Annotated in this window: 16 protein-coding genes and 1 pseudogene; 8 read left to right on the top strand and 9 right to left on the bottom strand. The window is 34.6% G+C overall.

Annotated elements, in window-relative coordinates; all coding sequences use genetic code 11:
* The first annotated feature begins 46 nt into the window (after positions 1-46).
* The 4 genes and pseudogenes from IV513_RS07060 (at position 47) to IV513_RS07045 (ending at position 4,304) form a co-directional block, all read left to right on the top strand.
* Entirely contained in the window at positions 47-1,234 is a 1,188-nt protein-coding gene (locus IV513_RS07060; protein ID WP_209389905.1) for a homogentisate 1,2-dioxygenase, read from the top strand.
* A gap of 146 nt (positions 1,235-1,380) precedes the next feature.
* A complete protein-coding gene (gene mqo / locus IV513_RS07055; protein WP_209389904.1) occupies positions 1,381-2,886 on the top strand; it encodes a malate dehydrogenase (quinone) in 1,506 nt (501 codons plus the stop codon).
* A gap of 66 nt (positions 2,887-2,952) precedes the next feature.
* Complete coding sequence (locus IV513_RS07050; RefSeq protein WP_245168889.1) at positions 2,953-3,345, top strand: hypothetical protein; 393 nt, start codon at positions 2,953-2,955, stop codon at positions 3,343-3,345.
* Between the two features lie 147 nt (positions 3,346-3,492).
* Positions 3,493-4,304 (top strand): annotated as a pseudogene (locus tag IV513_RS07045) (glucose 1-dehydrogenase).
* Here the strand turns inward: IV513_RS07045 and recO are convergent.
* The 4 genes from recO to IV513_RS07025 are packed head-to-tail and all read right to left on the bottom strand — an operon-like array spanning position 4,305 to position 8,951.
* A complete protein-coding gene (recO, locus tag IV513_RS07040) occupies positions 4,305-4,991 on the bottom strand; it encodes a DNA repair protein RecO (RefSeq protein ID WP_209389903.1) in 687 nt (228 codons plus the stop codon).
* Positions 4,992-7,244, bottom strand: a complete 2,253-nt coding sequence (locus IV513_RS07035) for a T9SS type A sorting domain-containing protein (RefSeq protein ID WP_209389902.1) — start codon at positions 7,242-7,244, stop codon at positions 4,992-4,994.
* A 1-nt stretch (position 7,245) separates the two neighbouring features.
* A complete protein-coding gene (locus tag IV513_RS07030) occupies positions 7,246-8,196 on the bottom strand; it encodes a bifunctional UDP-sugar hydrolase/5'-nucleotidase (RefSeq protein ID WP_209389901.1) in 951 nt (316 codons plus the stop codon).
* The gene (locus IV513_RS07025; protein WP_209389900.1) at positions 8,196-8,951 is read right to left on the bottom strand and encodes a 5'-nucleotidase C-terminal domain-containing protein; all 756 of its coding nucleotides are present in this window, start codon (positions 8,949-8,951) and stop codon (positions 8,196-8,198) included. The genes IV513_RS07030 and IV513_RS07025 overlap by 1 nt, the downstream gene beginning before the upstream one ends.
* A 109-nt stretch (positions 8,952-9,060) precedes the next feature.
* Here IV513_RS07025 and dapA point away from each other — a divergent pair, with 109 nt between their 5' ends.
* Together dapA and IV513_RS07015 are read left to right on the top strand one after the other, a co-directional pair.
* Entirely contained in the window at positions 9,061-9,933 is an 873-nt protein-coding gene (gene dapA, locus IV513_RS07020) for a 4-hydroxy-tetrahydrodipicolinate synthase (protein ID WP_209389899.1), read from the top strand.
* Positions 9,934-10,066: 133 nt separating this feature from the next.
* Positions 10,067-10,513 carry a GNAT family N-acetyltransferase gene (locus IV513_RS07015; protein WP_317196404.1) on the top strand — a complete coding sequence of 149 codons (447 nt, stop codon included), beginning with the start codon at positions 10,067-10,069 and terminating at the stop codon, positions 10,511-10,513.
* A gap of 91 nt (positions 10,514-10,604) precedes the next feature.
* Here IV513_RS07015 and recG read toward each other — a convergent pair whose 3' ends face one another.
* The 5 genes from recG to IV513_RS06990 all read right to left on the bottom strand — a co-directional run bounded on the left by recG (position 10,605) and on the right by IV513_RS06990 (position 18,645).
* Positions 10,605-12,689: an ATP-dependent DNA helicase RecG gene (gene recG, locus IV513_RS07010; protein WP_209389898.1), complete on the bottom strand. Its 2,085-nt coding sequence runs from the start codon at positions 12,687-12,689 to the stop codon at positions 10,605-10,607.
* 112 nt (positions 12,690-12,801) lie between these two features.
* Positions 12,802-13,335, bottom strand: a complete 534-nt coding sequence (locus IV513_RS07005) for a thioredoxin fold domain-containing protein (RefSeq protein ID WP_209389897.1) — start codon at positions 13,333-13,335, stop codon at positions 12,802-12,804.
* Between the two features lie 28 nt (positions 13,336-13,363).
* Positions 13,364-14,842, bottom strand: a complete 1,479-nt coding sequence (locus tag IV513_RS07000) for a peptide MFS transporter (RefSeq protein WP_209389896.1) — start codon at positions 14,840-14,842, stop codon at positions 13,364-13,366.
* Positions 14,843-14,968: 126 nt separating this feature from the next.
* Positions 14,969-16,861 (bottom strand): peptide MFS transporter, encoded by a 1,893-nt coding sequence (locus tag IV513_RS06995; protein WP_245168888.1) that lies wholly within the window; start codon positions 16,859-16,861, stop codon positions 14,969-14,971.
* Between the two features lie 131 nt (positions 16,862-16,992).
* Positions 16,993-18,645, bottom strand: a complete 1,653-nt coding sequence (locus IV513_RS06990; RefSeq protein WP_209389895.1) for a peptide MFS transporter — start codon at positions 18,643-18,645, stop codon at positions 16,993-16,995.
* A gap of 164 nt (positions 18,646-18,809) precedes the next feature.
* On the opposite strand from IV513_RS06990, the gene gcvH reads away from it, so the two are divergent.
* Positions 18,810-19,187: a glycine cleavage system protein GcvH gene (gene gcvH, locus IV513_RS06985; RefSeq protein ID WP_209389894.1), complete on the top strand. Its 378-nt coding sequence runs from the start codon at positions 18,810-18,812 to the stop codon at positions 19,185-19,187.
* 55 nt (positions 19,188-19,242) lie between these two features.
* Entirely contained in the window at positions 19,243-19,545 is a 303-nt protein-coding gene (locus IV513_RS06980; RefSeq protein ID WP_245168887.1) for a VanZ family protein, read from the top strand.
* The last annotated feature ends 247 nt before the right edge of the window (positions 19,546-19,792 follow it).

The raw sequence follows: 19,792 nt of genomic DNA, 5'->3' as shown, positions 1-19,792 counted from the left end.
ATTCATTTAAAAATATTAAATTTGAGAATCCAGATATAAAAGTAAAATGAGATACCACCAATCGGGAAATATCCCACAAAAAAGACATACAGTTTTTAAATCGCCTGAAGATAAATTCTACTACGAGCAGCTTTTCGGAACAGAAGGTTTTCATGGTATTTCTTCATTGCTATACCATATCCATCGTCCTACTCAGATAAAATCTATAGGAGAAGCTAAAGATGTTTCGCCGAAAATTGCCATCGAAAAAAACGTTACTCCTAGAATGTTTAAAGGGATGAATGTTACACCCGAAGACGATTTCCTGGATAGCCGTAAGTTTCTGATGGTAAATAATGACCTAAAGATGGGGTTGTCTAAACCCAGAAAATCCATGGATTACTTCTATAAAAATGCAGAATGTGACGAGTTACTTTTTGTACACAAAGGAAGCGGAATCCTGAAAACTTTTGTAGGAGATCTCAGTTTTTCAACGGGAGACTACCTTATTATTCCAAGAGGAACAATTTATCAGACAGAACTGAATTCTGAGGATACTGTCTTTTTTGTGTTGGAAAGTCATTCTCCGATTTATACTCCAAAAAGGTATAGAAATGAATTCGGACAACTTTTGGAACATTCACCATTCTGCGAAAGAGATATTGTTGCTCCAACTTTTGTTGAACCTAAAGATGAAAAAGGGGAGTTTCTAATTAAAGTAAAAAAAGAAAATCAGATTACCGATTTTATTTATGCAACTCACCCGTTTGATGTGGTAGGTTGGGATGGCTATTTTTATCCGTACAAATTCAACATCAAAAATTTTGAACCTATTACCGGAAGAATTCATCAGCCGCCACCGGTTCACCAAAACTTTGAAGGTCACAACTATGTAGTATGCTCGTTCTGTGCAAGAATGTACGATTATCATCCGCAAGCGATTCCGGCACCATACAATCATTCAAATATAGATTCTGATGAAGTTTTGTTTTATACAGAGGGAGATTTTATGAGCAGAAACCATATAGATTTAATGGATTTTACTTTGCATCCTGGAGGAATAGTTCACGGTCCTCATCCTGGTGCAATGGAAAGAAGCATAGGTAAAAAATTTACCGAAGAATATGCTGTAATGGTAGATCCGTTCAGACCATTAAAAATTACCGAAGAAGCTTTGAAAATTGAAGATCCTACCTATAAAACTTCTTGGCTCGAAAGTGAAGATCATGGGTTGAAAGACAGACTGCAGGAGTAGTTTTTCAGAAAAATAAGCGAGTAAACATAGAACATCGGTCATTATTGCCGATGTTTTTATTCACGGTAAATTTTTGATGTTAAAAACAATTAACCATACCCCCGAAGTAAAACTTTTTCCCGAAATTCGTGGTAAATTTTTAGATAATGCGAAAAGCAATAACCAGTAAGACACCTAAGCCAAAATACGATGTTGTTTTAATTGGCGGAGGAATTATGAGTGCGACTTTAGCCACTTTACTTCATGAATTTGATCCTAATTTAGATATTGCCATTTTCGAAAGGCTTGGAAGGTTTGCCAAAGAAAGTACCGCAGCTTGGAATAATGCCGGGACAGGGCATTCTGCGTTTTGTGAGCTCAATTATACTCCACAAAAAGAAGACGGTTCTATAGACATTGTAAAAGCTGAAAAAATTGCTGAACAATTTGAGGTTTCTAAACAGTTTTGGTCTTATTTAGTTGGGAAAAATTATATCCAGAATCCACAGGAATTTATCAATTCTTGTGCACACATGAGTCTGGTTTTTGGTGAAAATGATGCAGAGTATCTTCAGAAAAGATATAATGCTTTGAAAGAATCTCCTTTGTTTTCTGATATGGAATTTTCTACCGATCACGAAAAACTGAGAAAATGGATACCATTGGTAATGAGCAAAAGAAATCAATCTGAGGTTTTAGCTGCTACAAAAATGGATTTGGGAACCGATGTGAATTTTGGAAGTCTTACAAGAAAAATGGCAAAACATTTACTGGAAGATTCTAAGGTGGAGGTTTTTCTTTATCATGAGGTAAAAGATATCAATCCTCGTGAAGATGGTACTTGGGAAATGAAAGTGAAAGACCGCATCAACAGACATAAACAGGAAGTGACTGCCGATTTTGTATTTATCGGAGCCGGTGGATATGCATTGCCGTTACTCGAAAGTTCGGATATTAAAGAGAGTGCAGGATATGGAGGGTTTCCGGTTTCTGGACAATGGTTGGTAACTCATAATCAGGATTTGGTGGAACAACATCAGGCAAAAGTGTATACTCAGGCAACTGTAGATGCACCGCCAATGTCTGTTCCTCACTTAGATTTAAGAATTATTGATGGTAAAAAAGCTCTTCTTTTCGGTCCTTTTGCAGGTTTTTCAACAAAATTTCTGAAAGAAGGAAGTTATCTCGATTTACCGGAAAGTGTCAACACTAAAAATATCCGTTCATTATTTGGAGCTTGGTGGCATAATTTACCTCTTACAAAATATCTTATTCAGCAGGTTGCCATGAGTAAAGCTCAGAGAATGCAGCATTTAAGAGAATTTGTAAAAGATGCTAAAGAAGAAGATTGGGAATTGAAAGTGGCAGGGCAACGAGTGCAGATCATTAAAAAAGACGATAAATTAGGAGGAAAACTAGAATTCGGAACTGAAGTCGTTGTAAACGAAAAAGGAACTATTGCATCTTTACTTGGAGCGTCTCCTGGAGCTTCTACGGCGGTATTTGCAATGCTGAATGTTCTTGAAAAATGCTTCCCTGAAAAACTTCAAGGAGAATGGAAAGATAAACTGCTGGAAATGATCCCGTCTTATGGACAAAAATTATCAGAAAATCCTGAGTTAACGAAAAAGGTAAGAGCACATAGTAAAGAAATGCTTGAGCTTAAACATTAATATTTACAATAACTTGTACATTATTTTAAATTTTTAGAATCATGTATTGCCCATTTTTTTACTATTATGGAGGTCATTACTAAACCTATAATTGCAAAAGAAATTTTAGAATCTCTTCAGCCTAAAATTGAAGAGGAAAAACAAGTAATTGTGCACTGTTGTTTTCCAGCATCTCCATTTCTTGGAAACCTTATCAGGATTTGGAATACCACTGTTTTAATCGATCAGAATTCTTCTCATAAGAGCAAATTAATATATGCTGAAAATATCAGTATATATCCTTATTGGACTCCCATTCCTTTTATGAAAGATTTTTGGTTTACTCTTGTTTTTTCGGGTTTGCCTAAAGACTGTACAGTTTTTGATTTTAAGGAAGAAATCTCTGAAGAAGGTGGTTTTTTCGTTAAATCTATTAAAAGAAATTCTACAGATGTTTACAGAATAAAAATTTCTGAATAAACTGAGTAATTCTGAAAATGCGTTCCATCTAATTCATTTTTGATTCAAAATTTGTTCAAAAAGAGATATTTAGAAATGGATGATATTGCAAATGGAGCAGTTTGGCGTGAAACTTTCAAGATTTTAAATATCATTTAAATTATTATTATGGAAATTTCATTAAAAAATCAAATAGCTATTGTAACGGGTTCGTCGAGCGGTATAGGTGCAGGAATTGCCAAGTCTTTAGCTTCAGCAGGAGCAACGGTAGTTATCAATCATTCTTCTGAAAATTCTGCGGAAGAAGCTTTGGAAGTTTTAAATGAAATACAAAGAGCAGGTGGAAACGGAATGGTTTGCAAATGTGATGTTTCTAAAGAAGATGAGGTGGTAGTGATGTTTCAGAAAGTGATTTCAGGATATGGAACTGTCGATATTTTGGTGAATAATGCTGGAATTCAAAAAGATTCAAAATTTATTGAAATGACAGTAGAAGATTGGGATGAGGTAATGGGAGTTAACCTTCGAGGGCAGTTTTTATGTTCCAGAGAAGCCATTAAAGAATTTCTCCGTAGAGGAATAGATAAAGCCCGATCTGTAGCCTGTGGAAAAATAATTCATATCAGTTCGGTACACGAAATAATTCCTTGGTCGGGACGAGCAAATTATGCAGCAAGTAAAGGAGCTCTGAAAATGTTGATGCAAACATTGGCTCAGGAGCATGGTTCTGATAAAATTAGAGTGAATTCTATTTGTCCGGGAGCTATACAGACTCCTATTAATAAAGAAGCGTGGGAAACTCCCGAAGCTTTAAACCAATTACTGAAGCTTATTCCTTATAATAGAATAGGACACAGCCGGAAGAAGTTGGGAATCTGGCTGCATTTTTAGCAAGTGATTTAGCCGATTATATTTCAGGAGCAAGTATTTTTATTGATGGTGGAATGACGACTCTTGAAAGCTTTCAAGATAATGGATAATTACTCGAAAATTTGCTGCAGCACTTCTAAAGAATCAGGTGTTCTGAAATCGGTAACATGATAGTGATAGTAGATCAATACGCTGTCTAAAAAGTTTTTTCTTTGAGATTGAGCAATTTTTATTTCGTAAGGATTGGTTTCGGTAAGAATGGTTTTCCAGATTAAAGAGGTTTGGTCGTTAAAGAAATGATGCGTTTCTATGTGAGAAAATGTTCCGGTTTCGGGATCCAGAAAATTTCCTTCACCTAAAAGCGGCGCAACACCCTGAATTCTCAAAATAATGAGTAAAAAAACAAAATGAGAGCTATAGTTTTTGCTTTCCAATTGTTTTATCAATACTTCCATTTCCCGAAAAAAAGATATGTTTTTGTCTTCATTTCTTAAAATATGATTCAGAAAATCTGCAACAAAAAAAATTACGGCATTTGCTTTTATGTCCGTATAAATATCGCTAAGCTGTGCAATTTCAAATTTAGAAATTGTTTTTATGGCTGTATTTTTATTACTTCCTACAGTAATATTTAAATTATTGAGCGGGAGTAAAAAAGCTTTCTTTTTATTTTTTTTTGTATAAATTCCTTTCAGGAAATAAGTTTGAAAACCTTCATCTTCGGTGAAGCAATGCAGGATTGCATCATTTTCACCATACTTAATGAAAGACAACAAAAATCCGTTCTGAGAAATCATTTAATTCACTACTGCAATTTTAGCGGTAGCTTTGTCTGAACCATCTTCATTAGTCATAAGTACGAAATAAATTCCTGAAGCTACTCTGGTTCCTCTTTGGTTGTTAAGGTTCCATTCATAATATCCATTTCGGGCAACTGCGGAGTGAACTAAATTCCCTGCTGCATCTGTAATTCGGATATTGGTTTTTTCTGCCAAACCTTTAATAGTTACATTTCCTTTGAACTGCGACTGCACTACTGGATTAGGATATACCAAAACATTTCCAAAATCTGAAGTTACATCACTTACATCACCCTGATACGTAACAATTCCGTCGAAAGTAACAAAGTACACCTTTCCTGTTTTTTTATCAATTTTAATGTCTGTAACCATATTGGTTGGGAGCGGAGAGTTGGTTTTATTAAAATGTTTAATAATTTTTTCTCCATTAGCAGAAAGATAATATACACCACCATCTTCTACCGATACCCATTTTTGGTTTCCACCATCTACTTCAATCTGGAGAATAGGCGAATCTCGGAAAAGTTCTTCCGCTAAACCTCCCTGTTCAATCACAATGGGTTGGAGAGTGGGGTTGCTTTTAACGGCTGTTGCAGCATTAGGAAGAATTCTCAGTCCATTTTGCATTCCGAACCAGCCATCTCCCGACTTATCCATGGCAAAAGATATGGTTTCGCCTGCAAGTCCGTTATTCTGGTCGAGTAAATATTGTGTATCATCCGAAATATTAGCAGTCTTTTTTGTATCATAAACGACAAAATTTATGGTTCTGGGAATCGGAATCCATAATAAATCTTTGCTGTAAATGGGATATTGAAGTGCAGCACTTGTACTGAGATCTTTTAGGACAAATTTATCTGTAGTTCTTTCGTAAAAACCGATTGAACCTGAAGTTCCGTTATAAAATGAAACGGTAGTAAATATATTGTTTTGCTCGTCCGATGTAAAGCCTACCGGTCGGTTCATATAAGGGTCTACGGCTGCTAAATCATATAATTTTACAAAATCAAAATCTTTGGAACCAGAATTATATTTCATTTTGTAAATTCCGTATCCTGCGGCGTAATTATAATTACTGAAGAAAACATCTGCAGTATTGGCAGGATCCGGGAAAGCATCGATTACATTAAATACGGTAGAACTTCCTTTAAAAATAGAAGGGTATAACCATTCTGTTCCTGTAAAATAATAAAATCCGGGATTTTTTGGATTTATTTGAGGATCATTATATCCATTAGCCCTAATTCCCGTAGAAACTAAAATTTGGTTATCGTTGAATAATCTAATTTTATAAGCATAATTAAAGTATGGACCATCGGGTTTATACGTTACTTCGTCCTCAGTTTTAATTCCGGAAAGTACAGTTCCACCATAGATTTTAGATCCAATTCTTGTTGCCGTATTACAGGTTTCGCCCAAAGCAAAATTTCCTGTATTGGTTCCCGAAGTATTGTAGGTGTAAATTCTTGCTCCATCTGTTATTACAATATTGTCTGAATTTACTACCAGATCCGAAATGTTTCCGAAAGATTGAGAAACAGGTGTTGCAACTCCATTATTGTAGATATAGGCAGTATTGCCAGAAGAAAAAGCGATTGCAGATTCAGAATCTATATGTTTGTAAGAACCTGGGAATTCTGTTGTCCAAGTAGAATATACAGGGAATGTAGTATTCATTTCGTGGCTTTTGAAGCCATCATTGGTAACTGAAAAAACTTTATTGTCTTTAATTGTTGCTTCATTACTGGCTAAATAAACACCGCCTGTAGAAACAAAAAATGTAGAATCTCCGAATTCTTTTTTCTTCAGATCAAATATAGACAAACCATATCCTACAGAAACAACAGCTTTATCTCCTGTAATAGAAATATGATTAATTTTTTTGCTTCCGTTATATCCTGTTGCGATAGGAATATCTACCACAAGAGTTATTCCTTGTGGAGTAATAACATCCAGAGAGCCATTTTGGTAACCTACCAATCCGATTTTGGTCTGTGGATTATAATCGAAAGCAGAAATTTTTACTTCATGGAGACCGTTGGCTTTAGAAAGTTTTGTAATTTCTCCTGTGGCGATGGTATAATAAAAAATTCCGTTTTCTGTAGCAGCGATAATTTTGCCATTGTCTTCCTTCATAGCAAGAACATTATTATAGGAAAAATGATCTGCCCACTTTTTAGACGTAATATTTTGAGCATCTGCAAACTGCAATGTTGCAAAAATACCTAGAGAAATTAAAAGTTTTTTCATATTAAGCGATTATACTGCTGTCGATTGCCTGATTATTCCAGGAAATCTGTTTTACGTTTTTATGATGATCGAAAAAGAAATCTATTCTGCCCAAAAGCAGACCAGCCCAACCCACCTGGTTTACCAAAACATTTTTGCCTTGTCTGTTTTTGAAATTCTGAGGTTCAGGCAAGAAAGTATGGGTATGCCCTCCAAGAATTAAATCAATATTCTCTGTTTGGGAAGCTAAAATTTTATCACTTAGTTTTTGTGGCTCATCTTCGTAATCATAACCTATGTGGGAAAGGCAAATTACCAAATCACATTTTTTTTCATTCTTCAGAAAGTTAGAATAATGTTGTGCAACATCAATAGGGTTATTCCAGATGGTTTCGCCGTACTGTTTTTTGCCTACAAGACCTTCAAGCTGAATTCCCACCCCAAAAATTCCTACTTTAATCCCATTTTTATCGAAAATTTGATATTGGGATGTTTTTCCGTCTAATATTGTATTTTTAAAATCATAATTAGAACAGATGAAAGGAAATTTAGCATTGAGTAAAACCTTTAGAAATCCGTCCAAACCATTGTCGAAATCATGATTCCCCATCGTGGAAGCATCGTATTTCATCATAGACATCAGTTTAAACTCAAGCTCTCCGCCAAAAAAATTGAAATAAGGTGTTCCCTGGAAAATATCACCGGAATCTAAAAGAAGTACATTATTTTCTTCGTTACGAATCTTTTGTATTAAACTTGCTCTTCTTGCAAACCCGCCCTGATTAGGGTTTTTGGTGTAGCTGGAGTCAAATGGCTCTATTCTGCTGTGCTGGTCGTTGGTATGAAGAATGGTAAGCTTTGTTGCTAATTTAAAAGAATTTAAACTCAATTCTTCTGCCATCATCAAATTAGGAGCTAAAGACATTGCCAAAGATCCACCTGCTATTGTTTTTAAAAAACTTTTTCTGTTCATTATTTTTTATCAATAAAGTGTAAACGAATCTCTTCGTTAGGATTGATGTCTGTATTGTTTTTGAAATATTCAATAAACAAATCTCTCAGTTTTATTCCTGTAGGGATCATTTCTCCTTTGCTGAAAAACTTCATATTATCGCCTCCCAAAGCCAAATAGTCTGAAGTTGCAACATAATAGTCCTGATACGGATTTATCGTTTTTCCATTAATCAAAGCTTTAGAAACCGATCCTTGGTTTGTTTCTATATATAAATGCGAAACAGGATTATTCTTTTGGTATTTGGCATAATACTCAAAAAGCCCCATTAAATCTGAACCTTTAAATTTAACAATGATTACCTCATTTTCAAAAGGCATTACTTCATAAACATTTTTCAGAAGAATATCTCCTTTCCCAATCGTGGTACGGATCCCTCCAATGTTGATGAGAGCGGCATCTATAGTACGTCCGAGATTGGTTTTTGCCCATTTATCAGCTCCGTCGAAAGTGTAATCAGCCAGAAGATTTCCCAAATTGCTATTATCGCCTTCCTTAGTGAGATCAACCTGTGTATGAGAGATTTTTTGGTTCATCTCTTTATTGAGCTTCAGGGTGTAGGGCTCTATAAATTTGGCAAGTTCTTCATCGCTCTTCAGCTCATTATTAATGGAAATGTTTTTTTGAGTTTCCACATGAACCAGCTGCGACGAGGTCGTTTTGCATGCTGTAAGTGAAACCAACGCAATCCCAAGCAACAAAAGTTTATTCTGCATAATGTCTTTTAGTATATGCAAATATAATTATATGTAGAATAAAACCTCATTAATTATTATAAATTCTTAGCTGAAATGTTTAAATTTGGCAATAATAATTTTTTAACAGATGAGCATTTTAAAAGGTGTAGGTGTTGCTTTGGTAACACCCTTTAATGAAGATTTATCGGTTGATTTCGACAGTTTAACCAAACTTGTGGAGTACAATATCGATAACGGAACCAACTATTTGGTTGTTTTGGGAACTACAGCAGAGGCGGCAACGCTTTCGGCAGAGGAGAAAAAGCAGGTAACAGATCATATCATTAAGATTAATAGTAAACGTCTTCCGCTGGTTTTAGGAATTGGCGGAAATAATACGCTTGAAGTTAAAAAACAGATCGAAGAGACGGATCTTTCAGATTTTACGGCGGTATTGTCGGTTTCCCCATACTACAACAAACCAAATCAGGAAGGGCTTTATCAGCATTATAAGGCATTGGCTTCTACAGGAAAAAATATTATCATTTATAACGTTCCGTCAAGAACCGGACAGAATTTGGAAGCAGAAACCACTTTACGTCTTGCAAATGAATTCCCTAATTTATTCCTGATTAAAGAAGCGGCACCGAATATTCTTCAGTATTTTGATATTCTGAGAAAAAAGCCTGAAGGCTTCAATCTGGTTTCCGGAGATGATGAATTTACACTTCCCGTAACTTTAGCGGGTGGAGCTGGGGTTATTTCTGTGATCGGGCAGGCGTACCCTAAAGAATTTTCTACAATGGTTCAATTGGCTTTAGATAAAAAAGTGGACGAAGCTTATGAAATTCATAACAAATTGGTAGAAATTACCCGACTTATTTTCGCTGAAGGAAATCCTTGCGGTGTGAAAGTTGTTTTGGCTGAAAAAGGACTCATTAAAAATTACCTGAGACTTCCTTTAGTTCCGGCTTCAGAAGGACTTTATGCAAAAATTAAAAATGAAATGGCAAAGATTTAAAAAATCATTTCATCAATAAAATTAAAGTGAAGAGTATAATGCTTTTCACTTTTTTAGTCTTTATCCTCTGAAAAATTAATCAAATATGAAACTAATCAAAGCAACATAACAGGATATTGAGAAAATTCAGGATTTGGCAAGAAGATCCTGGGAAAGTACGTATTCGGAAATCATTTCAGCCAGTCAGCTGGATTATATGCTTAATGAAATGTATTCTGAACAAGAATTACTGAGCCATTTTCAACATCCCAATTATCATTATTTTTTAGTTATTGATGATGATTTGAATGATGCCGGTTTTATAGGGTTTGAAGATCATTACGAAGAAAATACCACAAAACTCCACCGTATCTATCTTGTTCCCGAGAGTAAAGGTAAAGGTTTAGGCAAAAAAACACTTGAATTTTTAACTGAAAAAGTAAAAGAAAACGGAGATAACAGAATTATTTTAAATGTAAATAAGTATAATTCAGCATTAAAATTTTACGAATCGCAAGGTTATCAGGTTTACGGAGAAGGTGTTTTTGATATTGGAAACAGCTATGTGATGGATGATTTTCTGATGGAGAAATTTGTTTAAAATAAGCCGTGATTTGTCATGCTGTAAGCATCTCTACAATGTTCGTCCAGATTCCTGCGGAATGACAGCAACATTGTGTTTGCCAGAATAATCACGAAATCTTACTCCACTTATTGTTCCCTTTATAATTCTGTAAATAATAATTTTTAATAATCTGATTGTCTGGTCTTGATAAATGCGGATCGGCTTCCAGAATTTTTTCAACCAAACCTTTGGTGTTTTTAATGATTGCGGCATCATTGACTAAATCCAGTCTTTTAAAATCTACGACACCGCTTTGCTGAGTTCCCAAAATATCTCCCGGACCACGAAGCTGCATATCAACTTCAGAAATTTTAAAACCGTCGTTGGTTTCTATCATAGTTTTAATTCTTGTTCGGCTGTCGCTTGATAATTTATCGGAAGTCATGAGGATACAATAGCTCTGTTCGGCGCCTCTTCCCACTCTTCCACGAAGTTGATGAAGCTGAGAAAGCCCGAATCTTTCAGCACTTTCAATAACCATCACCGAGGCGTTCGGAACATTTACACCCACTTCAATTACCGTTGTTGCCACCATAATCTGCGATTTTCCCGAAGCAAAATAATTCATTGCAGCATCCTTTTCATCCGGTTTCATTTTCCCGTGAAGCATGGTAACGCTGTAATTAGAAAAATTATCCATGACATGTTCCAGACCTTCCATCAGGTTTTTGTAATCTAAAGTTTCAGATTCTTCAATTAAAGGATAAACGAAATAAATTTGTCGTCCTTTTCTTATTTCTTCATGGCAGAAATTATACACATAAGCCCGGTCTTTTTCTCTTCTGTGGGCGGTGATAATGGGTTTTCTTCCAACGGGCATTTCGTCTATCACAGAAACATCAAGGTCAGAATAAAAGCTCATCGCCAAAGTTCTCGGAATAGGGGTTGCCGTCATCACCAGAATATGGGGCGGAATTTTATTTTTTGCCCAAAGTTTAGCTCTTTGTGCAACGCCGAAACGGTGTTGCTCATCAATAATTGCCAAACCTAGGTTTTTAAATTTCACCTTATCTTCCAAAATAGCATGAGTTCCCACTAAAATAGAAAGTTCGCCATTTTCCAGCTCCTCATGAATCGTTTTTCTTGCGGAAGCTTTTACAGATCCGGTTAGAAGACTTACTTTTATTTCGGTATCTTTCAGTAAATCTTTAATGCCGTTGTAATGCTGTTGGGCGAGAATTTCTGTAGGAGCCATTAAACAGCTTTGAAAGCCGTTGTCTAAAGCAATAAGCATCGTTAATAAAGCCACCATCGTTTTTCCCGAACCTACATCGCCCTGCAAAAGTCGGTTCATCTGGATGGGCTTTTTCATATCCATTCTTATCTCCTTTAAAACTCTTTTTTGGGCATTTGTTAAATCAAAAGGAAGATGATTTTCGTAAAATCCGGTAAAATAATCTCCTACAATGGGGAAAGGATTTCCTACGGACTGTGTTTTATGATGAAGCTTTTTTAAAGCATAACCCAATTGGAAAAAAAAGGATTCTTCAAATCTTAACCGATAATCTGCCCTTTCAAAATGTTGCTGATCTTTTGGGAAATGAATATTCAGAAAGGTGTGTTGTCTGGATAAAAACTGATAATGACGAATAAGAGATTCCGGCAGATTTTCCTGAATTAAACCAGGGATTTCTTTGCAGATATTCCTTAAAACATTCTGAAAGAATTTTTGGTTTAAACCTCTTTTGCTGAGCTTTTCCGAGCTTGGATAAATGGGTTTGAGCCTTGTTTCTGCTTCTTTATTTTCTTCAGCTTCAATTTCAGGATGAGGCATAGAAAACTGATGATTAAAAACATTGATTTTCCCGAAAATATAGACTTCACGGTTGATAGGAATCTGTTCTTTCAGCCATTTTGAGTACTGAAACCATACCAAATCCATCGTTCCGGTAGAATCATTAAATTTTGCCGTCAATCTTTTTATTTTTCCGTTCTGAATTTCCTGAACAGAAGTTATTTTTCCTTTCAGCTGAACTTCAATGCTGGTTTCCTGAAGACCAGAAACGGTAAAAACCTTGCTTTTATCCAGATATCGTATAGGATAAAAATTAAGAAAACCTTCCACAGTAGAAATCCCCAACACATTTTTGATGAGTTTGGCACGTTCGGAACCGATTCCTTTTACAAATTCTATGGGAGTTTCTAAAGTCATTTATTTAAAATTCCTGATGCGGATTTAATATGAAAATAAAGTTTCGAATTTCGGTAAAATAAAAAAGACTTCCAAAATTTTGAAAGTCTTAATTCTACATTTTCGCAATGCATTAATCTTTTATTTTTGATTTGAATTTTTTCTGATAGTCTTCCCAGTCTTCACGGGTTTTAATTTTTTTGTATAAATCCCCGGAAATAAACGAAAGATAAGGCTCCAGCTCTTTCGCAGACAATTCACCCTGCAGAATTGTAATCGGTTTGCCTTGCTCATCCAAAAAAACTGTGCTTGGAACTGCATTAACGTTCATAAACTGTGTAAATTGGTGTAGAGAATTTCGTCCTCTTTTCTGTGTAGAATTTTCATTTGAAAATTTTCTCCCGAAAATTTCTATCGTCTTTTTCTCTTCAGCATTAAATTTTACAGGGTAATAGTTTTCATTCAAAAATTCTGAAATGGTAGTGTGTCCGTAGGTTTTTTTATCCATTATTTTGCAGGGACCGCACCAATCTGCATAAAAATCAATAAGTATTTTTTTAGGCTGTGTTTTTTGAGCTTCCAAAGCTTCTTCAATAGTCATCCATTTTACCTGAGCAAAATTCAGAGTAATCAAAAAAAGGAAAATAAAACTTATTGATCTTTTCATACTAGAAATTTATAATATGCCGAAAGTATTATTTTACTTCCTGCATTAATTTTTTGATGAATGGAGATATCAAAATTAATACCACTCCGGCAATTAGTGCATATATAGCCAATTGGTAATATCCGTCCGTGTAAGACTGCAATTTAGAAACTAAGTCTTTTCCTGTATTAGATTCTGAAATTTCTGCACCCAGTTTTCCTGCAGCAAGCTGACCGAATGCACTTGCCAAAAACCATAAACCCATCATCATTCCGAATAGTCTTTTTGGAGATAGTTTTGTGATAATCGACATACCAATAGGTCCCAGACAAAGTTCACCAATGGTAGTGATGAAGTAAGCAAAGGCAAAAACATTCAAAGAAGTGATCCCTTCTGCATTGGCGAAAAATTTTGTGTAATAAAAGATATAAAATGAAGCGGAAAGAAATAAAAATCCTATCCCAAATTTAATTAAAGTGTTCGGTTCCAGTTTTTTCTTTGCCAACCAAAGCCACAATAAACCGATGATGGGGCTTAAAATGATAACAAATAAAGTGTTCGAACTATTATTCACAACGTTAGGATCCATATTGAATCCTAATAAATTATGATCCAAATTATCTTTGGCAAATAAAGAAAGTGAGCCGCCACTTTGCTCGTAAATGGCATTAAAAAGAAAATAGAAAAATATAAATGCAAAAGCAGCAATTAATTTTTTCTGAAGATTTGAAATCTCCAGTCTGATTAATTCATAAACAAAATAACCTACTGCAATAATTCCGATAGTGTACATAAAATAGTCTGTATAATCGGTATTTTTCACCATAATGAAGATTAAAGGAATACTTAATATGGAAAGTACATACACAGCAATTTCCCGCATTCTTCTTTTTGATGGTTCCAGATTGAGCAGGGGAGAGTTTCCGATAGGTCCCAGATTTTTTTTGGTAAAAAGGAAAGTTAATAAACCAATAACCATCACCAAAGCAGCTGCAAGAAAACATAAAGTCCAAGAATGATATTTTCCTAAATAAATACATAAAGCACCTCCTAAAAGTCCTCCAATATTAATTCCGGCATAGAACATCCCGTATCCGGCGTCTCTTCTCGGGTCTTTTTCATCATAGAGTTCTCCAACCATCGAAGACACGTTAGGTTTAAAAAATCCAGTTCCGATGATTGAAAATGCAATTCCAATATAAAAAAGTTCTTTTGGAGAAAAAGCAATCAGTAAATTACCGATTACCATCACGATTCCGCCAAAGAAAAGAGATTTTCTAAATCCTAAAATTTTATCTGCGAAAATTCCACCAATAAAAGTAAATGCATATACAAAAGCCTGAATGGCACCATATTGCAGATTTGCTACCCCATCTTTTAATAATAGCTGGTCTACCATAAAGTATGTTAGTACCCCCCGCATCCCGTAGAAGCAGAAACGCTCCCACATTTCTACGGTAAAAAGTGTCCAAAGTTGTTTAGGATATTTTCCTTTAAAATTTTGTATTTCTTCTAGGCTAAGACTCATAAGTGATTGTTTATAAATGAAAAAAACAATAATTTCTTATTATAGATAAGTAAAAATTATTGCCAAACGAATTTATAAAAAAACCTCTGAAAAAATCAGAGGTTTAATTAATATTTTAAAAATAGTTTATTTTACTCCGTGCATCATTTTCTTTAAAATTGGTGAAATTAATGCAAGAATTACTGCTGCAATTCCACAAAGAACTACGAATACCATGAAGAATTCAAATAGATTGTGAATTGTAAATCCTGCAAATCTGTTATATTCTACTGTAATAATATTGTCTGATTTAAGCTTTGATAATTCTGGTTCAGAAAGATAAGTCAATTGTTCAGGCTTGACTTCTGCTTTTTTATCTGCTTTCTTGATCTTGTTTATTGTTTTATTATTTTTTTCAATAGCTTCATTTAGCTTGATTCCGGTTTTGTCGAGTTTTTCTTTATCAATCTTCGCAAGGTCATATTGTGCTAAGATAAACAATTCTTTTCCTGAAACGTCATATTTTTTATCTAAAACTGCTTGAAGATCGATACCCTGCTTTTCGGAAGCTATAAATTTATCTCCAGTTGCAGGCAAAATAGAACCTAAAGTTCCTGCTAACGCATAGCCTGCAGCATTCGAAATAAAGAATACACCGTACAACAATGAAGCAAATCTTTTTGGCGATAGCTTTCCTACCAAAGAAAGCCCAATTGGAGAAAGACAAAGCTCTCCACAAGTTTGAATAAAATATAGTAACACTAACCATTTAATTGCTAGAAGACCGCTGTTTCCTAAATCTTTAACATTGTAAGCAATGATGAAATATGATAAAGCAATCAGAGCTAATCCCATAGCTTGTTTCAGTGGAGAAACCGGTTCTTTTCCTTTTGCTCTTAGTTTATCCCAGAGAAGACTGAAAGGTACAGCTAGAATTACCACAAATAATCCGTTGAAAATTTGAACCATAGAAGCAGGCATTTTCCAACCGAATAAGAATGTTCTGTCTGTTTGATTGTCAGCAATAAAGGTTAAAGAAGAACCAGCCTGTTCAAAAGCTGCCCAAAAGAAAATAATAAAGAATGATACAATATAAATTACTAAAATTCTTTGGATTTCTATTTTCGTCAAAGCTTTATCCAATAAGATAAGAATAGCTAATGAAATGCCTGAAGCATAAATGATTGGATAAATTATACCTTTAACCAGACTTCCGATTTCAAATTTACTGAAGAAAACTTCATTTACATGTAGGTACCTGAAAACAAAGAAAAGAACTACAAATAGGCCTACTGTAATACCTAAAGATGCTGAAGAGAATTTTGCTTTTTCTCCCTCTTCTTCTTTGTTTCTTGATTTTGAAGGTAATCCACCAATAGGTTTACCTTCAGGGTCAACTACATATTTATCTTTTAAGAATAGAAATATTAGAGTTCCCAAAACCATCGCAATACCAGCAGCTAAATATCCCCATTTAAAAACAAAAATATCTCTTTGCCCATCTACCACAACATCTGCAATAATCGGTACAAAATATTGGCTTAATAAAGCTCCAATATTAATTCCCATATAGAAAATGGTAAAAGCCGAATCTAATTTTGATTTTTCTTGAGCAGGGTAAAGGCTACCCACCATGGAAGAAATATTAGGTTTGAAGAATCCGTTACCAAAAATAATAACCAGCAAACCTAACCAGAATGCTATTTTTGAAGTTTCTAATCCGGTATCAAATATTGTAGCACTGTAGAAAAGTAAAAACTGACCAACTGCCATCAATGTACCTCCTAAAAGAATGCAGTACCTGTTTCCCAAGAATTTATCTGCAATAAAACCTCCTAAAAGTGGTGTTAAATAGCATAGAGCCAAAAAACCACCATAAATAATTGATGCATTTGATTCTCCTAAACGCAAAGCATTTACCATAAACAGAGTTAAGATTGCTCTCATTCCATAAAAATTGAAACGCTCCCACATTTCCGTTCCGAAAAGTACCCACAATCCCTTTGGGTGTTTGGTCTTCGACTGAACTACTGTATCCATATATACTTGTTAAATTTTTGTTAAGACTAGCAAATATAGTTTTTTTTAGGTTTTTGGCAAGTTTTAATTTAATTTTAAATAAAAAAAGCCGCAGAATAATCTACGGCTTACTGTTTTCGGATTTCAAAAATTTAATTTATTCCTCTATCCTTCATTATTTTATTGAGACGTTTCAGAATCGAAAGACCAAGTAAAGTTGCCAGAAGTAACAAGCCAAAATTCACGATAAAGAAATTAGCTTTGTTATCATAATCATACCAAAAGCTGGCTAAAACTCCGGAAAGTTTGTTTCCGATTGAAGTAGAAAGAAAAAATCCTCCCATCATTAAAGCGGTAATTCTTGGAGGAGAAAGTTTAGAAACCAAAGACAATCCCATTGGCGAAAGACAAAGTTCTCCTACAGTTATTACTCCGTAAGCGGCTACAAGCCATAAAGCTGAAACTTTTATGAAACCATTTTGTCCTGCATACACAGCTCCCACCATTACTAGACAAGATAACGCAGAAATGAATAATCCCAATACAATTTTTGATGGAGTGCTTGGTTCTTTGCCTTTTCTTCTAAGCATCATAAAAAAAGCAACAACAACCGGCGTTAGAAGAATCACCCAACCCGGGTTGATGGATTGGAATAATTCCGTATTGTAAAGATGAACTGTTTGCGAAGGATTTGCTTCTAATTTTGCTTTGTCGGCTGCAGAAACATTTCTAAAATAAATATCTTTTCCTTGTTCTTTCAAGGCTTTACCATTTGAATCTTTTTTCACCTGATATTGGTGATCGTAAACGGAAACTTCTTTGTTTTGGTAATCTTTTTTGTCAACCAAATAAATTGCTTCTAAAGGCTTTTCTATCGCTTTGGGAACTGTTCTGTCTGTATAATAGTTTGCCCAGCGGGTTAATGCGGTTCCGTTTTGTTTAAAAACAGCCCAAAACATTAAACTTACTGCAAAAATGGCTAGAAGAGCACCGATAGGTTTTTTGTCTTCGGCATTTGCCTTTACGTAGAGCATTACATAAAAGTATATAACCGGAATACAGGCGAAAATAAAAGCATCTGTGCTGTCGCTTCCAAAAATATTTTTCGGAATGAACCATCCTATTAGTCCGAAAATAATAGCGGGTAAAAATACTTTTACCAAGATATCAGAAATTTTGGTATCTCCTTCTTGTGCAGGTTTTAAAATATTTGCCTGTATAATATGTTTTTTCCCAATTGTAAAAATCAACAAACCTACGAACATTCCTACTCCGGCAGTCATAAACGCAGGGCCCCATCCATATTTATTACGCATAAATGCAGCAATAATATTGCATACAAAAGCTCCAATGTTAATTCCCATATAGAAAATATTGTATCCGGCATCTTTGTTTGCTTTGTAAGGTTCTTCGTTGTAAAGATTTCCCAAAAGTGTAGAAATACTAGGCTTAAAGAACCCATTTCCTATAATAATTAAAGCTAATGAACCATAAAAGAGTGGTAATTCTTTAAATAAACCAATTCCTAAATAGCCTAAGCCCATCAAAAAGCCTCCAATATATATTGCTTTGATATATCCTAAAACTCTATCCGCTAAAAATCCGCCCAAAAAAGGAGTTAGATAGGTTAATGCGATAAAAGTTCCGAAGATGTCGTCCGCATTTTTATCATCAAACGCCAATCCGCCTTTCTCGCTGTCAATCATATAAAGCACAAAAATTCCGAGGATCAGATAATATCCGAAACGTTCCCACATTTCTGTGAAAAACAGATAGGGTAAACCTTTAGGGTGTTTAGTTTTCATAATTTTTTTTGAATTTTTTCAAAAATAGCTTTTTAAATTTAAATGAAGAAAATTAAATGAATGCCCGGATTGAAATCGTATTTAGCAATGATTAAAACTTGTTTAAAATTTTCTTTGAGTGTATATCAATTTTGAATAAATTTGTCATCATTAAAAAATTAAAAATGAATACACCGTCAGAATTAAAGTACACTAAAGATCATGAGTGGATTAAGATAGAAGGAAACACTGCCACTATCGGGATTACAGATTTTGCACAAGGAGAATTAGGAGATATCGTTTATGTAGATGTTGATACCGTGGATGACGAAATAAGTGGAGGAGATGTTTTTGGAAGCGTTGAGGCTGTTAAAACTGTATCAGACCTTTTCTTGCCTATCTCTGGGAAAGTAACCGAATTTAATTCTGCTTTAGAAGATCAGCCGGAACTTTTAAATTCTGATCCGTATGGAGAAGGCTGGATTATTAAGCTTGAAATTGCTGAAGATGCAGATCATTCAGAATTGCTTTCTGCAGAAGAATACCAAGCATTAATTGGATAAAATTTCAAACATATTTAAAAAGATATTGCCCATTTATTGGGCATTTCTTACATATATGCTTTTACGTCCTGGGGAAGAAAATCATGAATTTTGGTTTATGTTTTCGGGAATAGACAAAGTATTGCATGTAAGTATCTTCGCTGCATTAGGTTTCTGCCTTATTGCATCATTTCCTAGATTAAAATTTTCTTATTTTTTTCAGATTATTCTTATTTACGCCTTTCTAACAGAGATTTTACAAGAAGAAATGAAACTTGGGCGATCTATGGAAGCTCTGGATATTGTTGCAGATGTTGCAGGTTGCTTATTAGGATACTATACATATCGATTGTTTATAAAGAAGTTTTTCTCTCCTTAAATCTACCTCCATTCGGAGGTATTTTTATTTGATTACCTTTATTTGTGGGGCGTTTATGTATGCAAACGGTAATGTTATTTCTAGCTTTAGAATAAAAAATTAAACAAAAGCTTAAAAAAAATCCACTGATATCCATGCTGTTATGGGTTTAATGTTACGTGAGGGTAAATTTTATGTTAAATTAATTTGTTTTGTGTTTGTATGAATATCTATCTTTGCGGCACCGAAAAACGGAAGTTAAGTAGGT

It is taken from the genome of Chryseobacterium sp. RR2-3-20, from assembly GCF_017808115.1.
Taxonomy (GTDB): domain Bacteria; phylum Bacteroidota; class Bacteroidia; order Flavobacteriales; family Weeksellaceae; genus Chryseobacterium; species Chryseobacterium oryzae.
This window is presented reverse-complemented; position numbering and strand designations above follow the sequence as displayed.